At 63.8% G+C, this 9505-nt stretch carries 6 protein-coding genes; 5 read left to right on the forward strand and 1 reads right to left on the reverse strand.

The annotated features are described in order from the left end of the window. Positions 1-216 precede the first annotated feature (216 nt). From P9254_RS22375 to P9254_RS22390, 4 genes are read left to right on the forward strand one after another with little or no spacing between them, the layout of a single operon-like run. Positions 217-1665: a TolC family protein gene (locus P9254_RS22375; protein WP_278055358.1), complete on the forward strand. Its 1449-nt coding sequence runs from the start codon at positions 217-219 to the stop codon at positions 1663-1665. Between the two features lie 38 nt (positions 1666-1703). Beyond that, entirely contained in the window at positions 1704-3836 is a 2133-nt protein-coding gene (locus tag P9254_RS22380) for a type I secretion system permease/ATPase (protein WP_082953988.1), read from the forward strand. 15 nt (positions 3837-3851) lie between these two features. Next, positions 3852-5141: an HlyD family type I secretion periplasmic adaptor subunit gene (locus P9254_RS22385; protein WP_066989331.1), complete on the forward strand. Its 1290-nt coding sequence runs from the start codon at positions 3852-3854 to the stop codon at positions 5139-5141. Continuing rightward, positions 5131-5772: a ribbon-helix-helix domain-containing protein gene (locus P9254_RS22390; protein ID WP_067327220.1), complete on the forward strand. Its 642-nt coding sequence runs from the start codon at positions 5131-5133 to the stop codon at positions 5770-5772. Before P9254_RS22385 ends, P9254_RS22390 begins: the two co-directional genes overlap by 11 nt. A 14-nt stretch (positions 5773-5786) precedes the next feature. On the opposite strand, the gene P9254_RS22395 is transcribed toward P9254_RS22390, so the two are convergent. Beyond that, entirely contained in the window at positions 5787-6788 is a 1002-nt protein-coding gene (locus P9254_RS22395) for a transglutaminase-like cysteine peptidase (RefSeq protein WP_278055359.1), read from the reverse strand. Positions 6789-7112: 324 nt separating this feature from the next. Between P9254_RS22395 and P9254_RS22400 the strand changes: the two genes are divergently transcribed. After that, positions 7113-9505: beta strand repeat-containing protein (locus P9254_RS22400; protein WP_278103901.1), on the forward strand; the 2393-nt coding region annotated here is incomplete at its 3' end.

Consider the following 9505-nt stretch of genomic DNA (forward strand, 5'->3'; position numbering starts at 1 on the left):
TGAACGGCGCCCTCGGCGAGGATCGTTTTCTGTGCCATTTTTGCTACATCCGCCGGAACTAATGGCTGGAATCCGTGCTTTTGGAGCGCTCCAAATCAATAAGTCCTCCCATCCGCGAAAAATCTGCTAGATACTCGTTGCAAGCTCCGGTGGCAGGCTTGGGCGAAATAAGCGCTGACAAAAACAAAAAGGCGCGGGGATAGTCACGGGGTAGAAATGACCAGGACGGGTAAAGTGACCGTCGGCTGGCGCTTTGCGCTTGCCATGACGGTGTCGATGCTGGCTTGCGGAAGCGCCAGCGCACTCACGCTCAAGGAAGCTGTAGCAGTCGCGGTCGAATCCAATCCGGAGATTGGGCAGGCGATCGAAAACCGCGAAGCCATCGAATTCGAGCTGCGCCAGGCGAAAGGGCTCTATCTTCCCAGCGTCGATCTCGAAGCGTCGACCGGCGTCCGCCGTCTGGATAACGACTCCCGGCGAGCGCTCGACGAGGACCATGACGCGCTTTATCCAAACGAAGCGGACCTCACCGTCTCACAGACGCTCTATGACAGTGGCGCGAGACGGGCCGAATTGAACCGCCAGGCCTCGCGCGTCGACGGAGCTTCCTTCAGGGTGTTGGAACGGTCCGAATTCATCGGGCTTGCCGTCGTCCAGGACTATCTCGAATACATGCTGCAGGCGTCGATCGTCGCCGAAGCGAAGAAGAACCTCGGCTTCCATCAGTCTATACTCGGCGACATCAAGCAAGGCATCGCGGGCGGCGCGCTCAACGATGCCGACCGGCAGCAGGCCGAGGAGCGGCTTTACGCCGCCAAGGCGCGGATGCAGGAGGCGACCGAGGAACTGGAAGCGGCCAAGATCCGCTTCTTCAAGAATGTCGGCAAGCCGCTGACCAACCCGTCGCGGCCGGCCGATGTGGCCGGCGCGCTGCCGCGCTCGCTCGATGACGCGATCGGGCTTGCCAGACAGAACAATCCGCGCGTCCACATGGCCAACAGCGACATCGATGCTGCCGCGTCGCTGGTCGACGCCGCGCGGGCGAAATACGGCCCCACCATCACCGCCGAGGGTGTCGCGCGGGGCGGCTATGACATCGACGGCGACGACGGCGACACCAGCGACCTGCAGGCTCGGGTGGTGCTGCGCTGGAATCTCTATCGCGGCGGCATCGACAAAGCCAACGAGCAGGAGCAGATCCGCCGCACCAGCGAGCAGCGCCTCGCGCTGCATCAGGTGCTGCGCGAGATCGAGGAAGCCGTCCGCACATCTTGGGACCGCCGCTTCCGCCAGGCGGAACTTGCGCAGACGCTGCGCCTGCAGGCAGCAACCAACGAAAGGCTGGTTGCCTCCTACCGCGAGCAGTTCAAGGTCGGACAGCGCTCGCTGCTCGACGTGCTCGATGCGCAGAACACGCGCTTCAACACCGCGACGCTGGCCGACACCTCGTCCTACGCGTCGCTGTTTGCCCAATACCGGCTGCTGGCCGCGACCGGGGAGTTGCTGAAGACGCTGAACATCCAGCCGGCCAAGCAGGCAGCCGCCTACGCGCGCAGCGAATTCGGCACGCCGGCGACAGCCGATACCGAAACCTATGCGCGCACACCATCGGAGCAGAAGAACGATCTGCCGTTCGACATCCTCGCGCCGGTCAGGAAGAAGTAGCCGATGTAAGCATCGATCTCTGGTCCTTCGGGCGGATCGTGAACCAGCAACCTAATATCATCTCGCCCAAGGAGGCTTTCAAAGCCTGCTTCTCGGCGATTGCAGCCTATCTCGGCCGGCCGAGCGCCGAGACCGTGCTGTTTGCCGGGGTGCCGATTTCGGACACGCGCATCGAGCCGGACGACATCAGGCATCTGGCCGAACGGATCGGTCTCGAGGTCCAGGCGTTCAACCATCGCGATTTCGTGCGCGGCCGGGTCGATCTTCCGGCCATCGTCTTCCGCGCCAGCCAACTGCCGGTTGCGTTGCTCGCCGAAACGGAAACCGGGCAGTTCCTCACGGCGCCGCAGGAAAACGGCCGCACCACGATCGGCAAATCGGAGCTTGCCGAGAGCTACATCAGCGGTGGCGCCTCATTCTCGATCACCTATGCCAACACCGCCGAGGAGATGACGGTCGGCACGGCGCCGAAGATCGAAAGACGCCATTGGCTGACCGGAACGATGGGGGCGTTCTGGCGCACCTACTCGAAGGTCGTGCTGTCGGCGGTCTTCATCAACCTCTTGGCGATCGCCTCGCCGATCTTCACCATGAACGTCTACGACCGCATCCTGCCGAACAAGGCGATCTCGACGCTCTGGGTGCTGGCGCTCGGGATCGGCGCGGCCATCCTGTTCGACCTGTTGCTGAAGACGGCCCGTGCCTCGCTTATCGACTATGCCGGGCGCAAGGCGGATCTCAGGATTTCCTATCTGCTGTTCGAGAAAGTGCTCAACTCGTCGCTTTCGGCGCGGCCGGGATCGACCGGCGAATACGCGAATCGTGTCACACAATATGAGTTCGTGCGCGAGTTCTTCACCTCGAATACCATAAGCGTCTTCATCGACACGGTTTTCGTCTTCGTCTTCCTGCTGGTCATCTACGCTATTGGCGGCTGGCTGGTGATCATACCGGCGCTCGCCTTCGTCATCGCCGTCATTGTCGGTCTGGTGACACAGAGGCGCATCGGCAGGCGGGTCGCCGCCTCGATGAACGAATCTGCCCAGCGCCAGGCGCTCCTGGTCGAGTCCATTTCCACGCTGGAGACGATCAAGTCGCTGCGCGCCGAGGCCTATCTGCTGCGCAAATGGGGCGAGCACTCGAAGAACGCCGCCAACACCTCGGAGAAGATCAAGGAGCTTTCCGCCGCTGCCGGCAACATCACCGGCGCCATCCAGCAATTCGTCACCGTCGCCCTGGTGGTTGCCGGCGCCTATGCCTTCTCGGAAGGCCAGGTCTCGACCGGCGCGATTATCGGCACGGTCATGCTGGCGGGCCGCGCGGTCGCGCCGCTCGGCCAGATCGCCATCACACTCTCCCGCTTCCGGCAAGCCGTGCTGTCGCTCAGGATCGTCAATACGATCATGTCGCAGCCGGAGGACCGGCCCGACACGGTTGGCTTCGTCAACCGGCCGATCCGCAGCGGCGCGATGCTGTTCAAGAATGTCGGCTTCGCCTATCCAGGCACCGAAAACGAGGTTCTGAACGGGCTCAACATTGCAATCCGCCCCGGCGAGCGCATCGGCATCATCGGCCGCATCGGCTCCGGCAAGACCACGATGGGGCGCCTAATCGGCCGGCTGTTCCTGCCGACGTCCGGAGAACTGCTGCTCGACGGCATCGACATCCGCCAATACCACCCGTCCGAAGTTCGTGCCGCGGTCGGTATCGTCGCGCAGGCCGGCGACCTGTTTTCGGGCACGATCAAGGAAAACCTCCTGATGGCCGCGCCGGACGCGACCGACGAGGAAATCATCGATGCGGCGAAGGCCGCGGGCGTCGACGACTTCGTCTCTCGCCATCCGCGCGGCTACGACATGAATGTCGGCGAGCGTGGCACCAATCTGTCGGGCGGCCAGAGGCAGGCCGTGGCGATCGCGCGGCTGCTGCTGACCAAGCCGAAAATCGTGTTCCTGGACGAGCCGTCGGGTTCGATGGACCTGGCCTCGGAACGGCAGTTGATCAGGCAGCTCAAGGTGGCGTTCGACCGCAACACGACGCTGATCGTATCGACCCATCGCTACAGCATGCTGGAGTTGGTCGACCGCCTCATCGTCATCGAGCAGGGGCGCGTGGTCGCGGACGGAGCAAAGGAACAAGTCATCCAGGCATTGCAAAAGGCGAATGCCTGACCGGGACGTTGGGGAATGTTAGCAAAAGACGACCGGCCGCCGCTTTTCGCTTCGGCGTCCGTATACATCATAGGGGCACTGTTCGTGGCCTTCACCGCCTGGGCATCCTTTGCCGAGGTCGATGAGATCGCGCGCGGCGACGGCAAGGTCATCCCCGCTTCCAAGACGCAGATCATCCAGGCGAGCGAAGCCGGCGTCGTCCAGGAAATCGCTGTCAAGATCGGCCAGACCGTCAGGAAGAACGATCTGATCATCCGCCTCGACAACACAGGCAACACCTCGAGCCTGGGTGAGGAGCAGGCCAAGGCGCGGGCGCTGCAGGCGCGCATTGCCAGGCTCAAATTCGAGCAGAGCGGCAATCTCGAGGGCGCGTTCCCCTGTCCGTCCGACATCCAGAAGACTGCCCCGGAGATCTGCGACAACGAGCAGAAGCTGCTCGTTGCGCGCCGGGACAACTTCCAAGTCAAGCTGTCGGTGCTGAAGTCGCGTCTCGATCAGCGCGAGAAGGAACTGGACGAGGCAACCGCCAATTCCGACCGCCTGTCCAAGAGCCTCGCCGTCAGCGACCAGGAAACGGCGCTCGTCGAATCGATGGTCAAGAAAGGCCTGATGGCCAGGACCGAACAGATTCGCGTCGAGCGGGAGCAGACCGATCTGCGCGGGCAGCTCAACCTTGCCGGAGAGACCATCAAGAAGAGCAAGGCGGCCATCACCGAGGCGCAGCTTCAAGTCGACGAGCTCGGCCTGCAATTGCAGCAGGAAGCATTGAGCGACTTGACGCAGGCGCTGGCGGACCTCTCTGTGGTGGACGAAACCATTCGCGGCGCCACCGACAAGGTGGCGCGGACCGATATTCGCTCGCCTGTCGACGGCATCGTCAACACGCTCGATGTCAACACGCTCGGCGCTTTCGTCCAGCCGGGCGCGGTCGTGGCCGGCATCGTGCCGACCTCGGAGACGCTGCTGGTCGAGGCGCGGGTCTCGCCGCGCGACGTCGCCTTCATCCAGCCGGACCAGGACGCGCTGATCAAGGTCACGGCCTACGACTTCTCGATCTTCGGCGGCATCGAAGGCAAGGTCTCCAACATCACCGCCGACAGCCTGGTCGACCAGAAGACGGGCGAGCCCTACTATCAAGTGCGCGTCGCGACCGAGAAATCCACGTTGCAAAGGAACGGCAAGACTTATTCGATTATCCCCGGCATGATCTGCTCGGTCGATATCAAGACCGGGCGCAAGACGATCCTCAACTATCTATTGAAGCCCATCAACAAGGCGCGCCAGGAGGCGATGAGTGAACGATAGCGCCGCACGCCCCGACACTCCGCGCGACCGGCTGCTGCCGCCGCTCGCAGCCGAGGATTTCGGCCCGGAGTTCCGCGTCGTGGCGCGTGGCGGCGTGCGCCGCGGCATCCGTTTGGAGCGCGCTTTCTGGGTGTCGCTGAAGCAGATGGCCGAAAGCCGCAAATGCACGATCGGCATGCTGGTCGCGGAGATCGCCGAAAATCATCCCGACCAGGGCAATCTCACATCGGCGATCCGGGTCGCATGCATGCGCGGCCTGGCCGAGGAAAGCATGGAACTGCGCAAGCTCGCTTCGATCCGGACCATCAACGCGATCCTGGTCGCCTGCCCCTCGCCCGCCTTCGCGCTGTCTTCGTCGAAAAAGATCCTGACCTTCAATGCCCCGTTCCAGCAATTGGTCAGGCGCCAGCTGCCGAACGCGCCGGGCGACGACGGCAGGCAGGACCTCAAGCTGGCGCTGGACCTCAACGTCGTCGACGTTTTTGCCCGGCTCGACGCCAATGGCGAGACACCCGTCACCACCGGCTTCGTCATCGGCGCCGGCGAGCGCCGCTACAGGGGCCAGCTCAGCGCGGTGCGCGCGCCAGTCACAGAGCCGGAGCTGCTGATGGCGTTCGTCTCAAACGGTTGAAAGAGGCGAGCCGCCTATTTCGTTGCGAAACCGGAGCCTGCCGACGTGACCGTCACATCGGGCGAAGCGCCTTCGCCGGGCGCCACTGTCGCGAAACCGCCGGCGATGTCGGCGATCTGTGCGCCGGCTTTCGTGCCGTGGATCCAGGCGCGGTCGGTGCTGAAGGAATAGAGCGGGACATAATCGGGAAGATCGCGGTCCATCGCCACAACGTTGCTGAGGCTGTCCAGGATGAAGGTGCCCCTTCCGGTGCTCACCGACAGCACCGCGTGGAAGAATTTCCGGCGGCGATCCTGCAACACGACCAGCGACATGCTCTGCGCCGGGATGCCGGCGCGCAACAGCGCCGCCATCTTCAGGATCGCGAAATCCTCGCAATCGCCGGCGCGATGCTCGAGGATCTCCGACGGCTTCGCCCAGTAGTCGAGCATGCCGTAGACGACGCTGTCCTTGCGATAGGCGATCAGCCGGTTGATGCTGCTGTTGACGAAGTCCAGCTTGTCGCGAAAAGCCTTGTTGGCTGCAATGCCGACGATCTCCCCAAACGCAGCGTTCTCACGATCGCAGGCACTTCCGGCCGTGCAGTCGATAATCGCCTTGTAGACAGGCGCCCAGCGCGCGGCGACCGGGAAGTTGCGCATGGACAAGGCGACCGACCCGAACACGCCCGGAACGATCGCCCCAGTCTGAATCGGGTCAACCTGGATCGGGTCGATCCGGATCGGATCGACGCCGGGGGTAGCCTCTCCACTCGCAGAACTTGCCGCCGGGCGGACTTCGAGAGGCGCATAGGCACTGGCGGTACCGCCGACCCGGTAGGCGGCAACAGGCTGCCATGGCTGCAATCTGGCCAGCGAAACGCCGCCGAGATCGGCCGGCGCAGGCAGCGTTTGAGAGGCGGGACTTGCGACGGAGACTGCGCTGGCCGACGACGCATTCGGCAGACCGGCCAGGCCGATTGCCAGCAGCAGAACCTTGACCCTCGACGCCGACGAGGCAGCTTTTTGTATTTTCATGACGCCCACCTTTGACTGTGGACGCTACCGATCTTGTCTCAAATTATCGGAAAGGAAGGTGGGTAAGTTTCCGCGAATCAATCTATTCTGCTTTGTCTCAAATTTTATTCAAATTTATACTTGAATTTGTCGAACTGCCGCCGCGCTCCCCAGCCGGTTCGGCGGCGCTCCTGAAGATATATAATTGGATATATCGTTGCGATTTACCAAGTGTAAAAAATGCAAATCCATGCATATTCAAGTATATCAAAAAGATTGAAGGTACGTTGCAAAGTTCGAGCCCCGCATGTCTCTTGCCGGGAAATGCCGAAGGGGGCTTGAGCTATGACGACCAGTATCGAATTCGACGCCGTTTCAAATTTCTCGGACGAGCACGCGACTGTCGGCGAACAGCCGATTTCGGGTGTCATTTCGGGCGTCCAAGTCGCCCAGGCCTCCGGCGGCCAGACGGCAGCAGCGGCCGGCGAACCTGTGCCGGTCGATGTGGGAAGCGGCGCGCCGGCAAAGGGCGACGGCAACGCCCAGAACGCACAAAGCACAGCCAAGCCGGCGGCGGACGGCAACGCTCCTGCCGCCAACGCCCCTGCCGGAAACGCGCCAGCACCGAACACGGCAGCCTCGTACGTTGCGCATGAATATCACGCCGAGGCCGGCAATGTCGTGAAGCTTCCGGCCAATGTCTCGATCGACGACATCAAGGTCGACGGGCACAATCTGGTGCTGGTGCAGCCGGACGGCGCCGAGATCGTCATCAAGGACGGCGCGCTCAACGTACCGACCTTCATCATCGGCGATGTCGAGGTGCCGCGCGTTGCCCTGATCGCCGCGCTCGAAGCCAGCCATGTCGATGTCGCCTTCGGCGCCGACGGCTCGATCTCGGCCGGCGGAAATGGCTCGCCAAGCAGCGCCGGCGGAGACTTCTCGGTGCCGCCTGGCGGGATCGGCGACGGCTTCGGCCTGTCGGCACTTTTGCCGCCAACGGCATTGGCGTTCGGACAGCCGGAGAACCGCGAACTGTTCCCGTCCCTGCTTAAGCCGGACTCCACGCCGTCGATCGGGACCATTGGCGAAGCGAGCGTCAACGAAGCCGGCCTGCCGCCACACGGCGGATTGCCGGCCGGTTCCGGCGAGATCGCCGACGGCGATTCCGGCAACAACTCCAACACCTCCGAGACCACTTCCGGCACCATTGGCTTCACCTCGCCGGACGGCGTGGCGCAAGTCACGCTCGGCGGCCATGTGCTGACCTCCGCGGCGCAGACCTTCACCGACGCCACAGGCTCGCTGACCGCAAGCTATTCTTTCGACGCGGCTACCGGCACCGGCACGATCAATTACAGCTACACGCTGAACACCAACACTTCGGGCGACGGCACGAGTGTGAGCTTCGCGGTCGGCGTGACCGACTCCGACGGCGATGCCGCACCTCCCGGCACCCTCGTGATCAACATCATCGACGATGCGCCGACTGCTGTTGCGGATACGGATGCCGTGCCTTCGGGCTCACACGCGTCGATCGACGGCAACGTCATCACCGGCGCGGGCAGCGACGGCAACGCGACAGGCGCCGATATCCAGGGCGCCGACGGCGCGAGCGTTACGTCGGCCTATGGCAAGGACGGCGCGGGATCGGCGCAGACGGTAACGGGCGCCGGAGTGTCGATCGTCGGCGAGTATGGCACGCTGGTGCTGCACTCGGACGGCAGCTACACTTACACCCGCGCCGCGGAGACGAAGGGCGGGGTGGACGACGTATTCCACTACACGCTGACGGATGGCGACGGAAACCAGTCTTCGACGACACTGACGATCTCGATCGGCAACACGCCGCCTACCGTGACCGACCTGACGCCGGCAGCCAATGGCGGCGACGTGACGGTCAACGAGGACGACCTGCTCGCCAGCCGCGGCGCCGGTGAATCGGCCGGCTCCGACACCTCCAAGGAGAGCACCACCCAGGGCGGCACCTTCACCATCGCCTCGCCCGACGGCATCGCCACGCTCAGCATCGACGGCCACGCCTTCATCACCAACGGCGTCTTCAGCGCCGGCTCCTTCACCACGGCGCTCGGCAACACGCTCAACGTCACCGGCTACAATGCCGCAACCGGCGTCGTCAGCTACACCTACACGCTCAACGACAACGAGGCGCATGCCGCCGGCCAGGGCACCAACAGCCTGTTCGAGAACATGACCGTCTCGCTCACCGACCAGGACGGCCAGAACGCCACCGGCACGCTCTCCGTCAACATCGTCGACGACGTGCCGACCGCGGTCGCCGACACCGATGCCGTGCCTGCGGGCTCGTTCGCCTCGATCGGCGGCAACGTCATGACCGGCGCGGGCAGCGACGGCAATGCGGCCGGCGCCGACACCAAGGGCGCCGACGGCGCAACCGTGGTCGGCGTCGCGGCCGGCAACACCAATGCCGATCTCGACAGCGCCGCCACCGTCGGCTCCGTCATCCAGGGCACCTACGGCAAGCTGACGCTCAATGCCGACGGCTCCTACACCTATGTCCGCGACGCCGGCACCGCCGGCGGCCATGACGACGTCTTCACCTACACCATCAAGGACGGCGACGGCGACACCTCGCACACCACGCTGACGATCTCGATCGGCAACACGCCGCCGACCATCACCGACCTGACGCCGGCAGCCAATGGCGGCGACGTGACGGTCAACGAGGACGACCTGCTCGCCAGCCGCGGCGCCGG

Source organism: Mesorhizobium sp. WSM4983, from assembly GCF_029625765.1.
GTDB lineage: Bacteria > Pseudomonadota > Alphaproteobacteria > Rhizobiales > Rhizobiaceae > Mesorhizobium.

Bases quoted from the DNA above. Each gene is read 5' to 3' on its own strand.
- P9254_RS22395 (WP_278055359.1), bottom strand. From the start codon at position 6,788: ATGAAAATACAAAAAGCTGCCTCGTCGGCGTCGAGGGTCAAGGTTCTG.
- P9254_RS22385 (WP_066989331.1), top strand. From the start codon at position 3,852: ATGTTAGCAAAAGACGACCGGCCGCCGCTTTTCGCTTCGGCGTCCGTA.
- P9254_RS22375 (WP_278055358.1), top strand. From the start codon at position 217: ATGACCAGGACGGGTAAAGTGACCGTCGGCTGGCGCTTTGCGCTTGCC.